The organism is Celerinatantimonas marina (assembly GCF_046054165.1).
In the GTDB taxonomy this organism is placed as follows: Bacteria; Pseudomonadota; Gammaproteobacteria; order Enterobacterales; family Celerinatantimonadaceae; genus Celerinatantimonas.
This window is the reverse complement of record NZ_JBFNXK010000032.1, coordinates 1-1,761: the sequence shown is the minus strand read 5'-3', so window position 1 is coordinate 1,761 and position 1,761 is coordinate 1. Positions and strand designations below refer to the sequence as shown.

Here is a 1,761-nt window from a genome sequence, read left to right as displayed (position 1 = left end):
TGCACATCTCCGGGTTGAATCGGATACTCGGCTGCCACTGACTTTAAAAATGCCTGAAAGTCATCCCGCTCAAACAGATCGTGGGGAAGAGTGTAGCTTTGCGGGAAAAAATCATCGAAATCTTTATCGATAGGTCGACTACCATTACCAATACTCCAATTAAGACCCGCTCCCATCCAAATATCTTCTCCTTTTACAAAATTGGAAAATCCCATCCCTTTTGCACCCCCTTGATCAGGTGGTAAACCAAAGCGTGGCCGTGTTTTTAATAGCCAGTCAGCTGCCTCTAAAGGAAGGGACAGTGCAGGTATATTGAATTTTTTTTCTGACTTTAATAAAAACCAAGTCATATGAGTCGCGTTGCGAAACACTTTTAATCCGGAGTTCAGTGGTTTACCTCTAGGCGTGAAATAAATATAGTCACCGCAAAAAATTTCATGCTGATCGGCAGGAATGTCACCATGACAATCAAAATAAATATCCTGCTCTGGGGTAATCCGATATTTTTTAACCATTATTTTTAGCCATGAAAGCCCTGAGTCTATCCCGCTGCTTCGGCCACTTTATCCCGGGCTATCCGCGCTTCGTTCTCCGCACTGATGATCACCATCACCTTCTCCCAGACCTGATACGGAACCCCGACGGCTTGGGGTTTCTGGCCATCGCTATAACGATGCCGCGAATGATTCTCTAACCACACCATCGGATTATTGGGGTCATATGAGGGAACCAGACGGTAGTTCATCCTTTCATAATCCGCTTTAAATCGTCGGTTAAATTCAGCCTGCTTCGGAACTTCCGGCAACACGTCATCCCAAAAGTTGGCCACGCCATAGAGCGCTCCTTCCTGAAATTCCAGCTGCTGTCGCTCTAGGCTCTGTAAATCCAGGGTCTGGATAAAAAACTCATAATCCGCACGGCGATAGAGTGCCACATGCCGCCATGGCTCTTCGGCTGAAAACGACCAAAGTCCCAAACGCACTACGTCCTCCGGCAGCGCATAAGGGTCCAGCATTCCGGCCTGCCACAGCGGCGGATTGACATAGTTATAATCAATATCATCGGGATAGGTCTGTACATCCCCTGGCTGGATAGGATACTCAGCCGCCACTGACTTTAAAAATGCCTGAAAATCATCCTGCTCAAACAGATCGTGAGGAATAGTGTAGCCTTGTGGAAAAAAGTCATCGAAATCTTGTACCAAGGGTCGGCTACCGTTACCAATACTCCAGTTTAAGCCCGCATCCATATATATATCTTCGCCTTTCAGCAAATTAGCGATCCCCATTCCTTTGGGGCCACCCTGCTCGGGGGGCAGACCAAAGCGTGGTCGCGTTTTTAATAGCCAGTCTGCCGCCTCAAGAGGGAGAGATAGCGCCGGATTACACGATGTTTTTTCAGGCCTTAATAGAAACCAGGTCATATGGGTCGCATTACGAAACACTTTTAAAGTCGCAGGCATTGGCTTCCCTCTAGGTGTGTAATAAATATAATCACCGCAAAAAATTTCATGCTGATCGGCAGGAATGTCACCATAACAATCAAAATAAATATCCTGCTCTGGGGTAATCCGATATTTTTTAACCATTATTTTTAGCCATGAAAGCCCTGAGTCTATCCCGCTGCTTCGGCCGCTTTATCCCGGGCTATCCGCGCTTCGTTCTCCGCACTGATGATCTCCATCACCTTCTCCCAGACCTGATACGGAACCCCGACGGCTTGGGGTTTCTGACCATCGCTATAACGATGCCGCGAGTGATT

Annotated in this window: 2 protein-coding genes; both read right to left on the bottom strand. The window is 47.3% G+C overall.

From position 1 onward, the window contains the following. Positions 1–515: hypothetical protein (locus ABUE20_RS19170; protein ID WP_408621577.1), on the bottom strand; the 515-nt coding region annotated here is incomplete at its 3' end. Positions 516–541: 26 nt separating this feature from the next. Next, entirely contained in the window at positions 542–1,588 is a 1,047-nt protein-coding gene (locus ABUE20_RS19165; RefSeq protein WP_408621576.1) for a hypothetical protein, read from the bottom strand. Positions 1,589–1,761 lie beyond the last annotated feature (173 nt).

Bases quoted from the DNA above. Each gene is read 5' to 3' on its own strand.
- ABUE20_RS19165 (WP_408621576.1), bottom strand. From the start codon at position 1,588: ATGGTTAAAAAATATCGGATTACCCCAGAGCAGGATATTTATTTTGAT.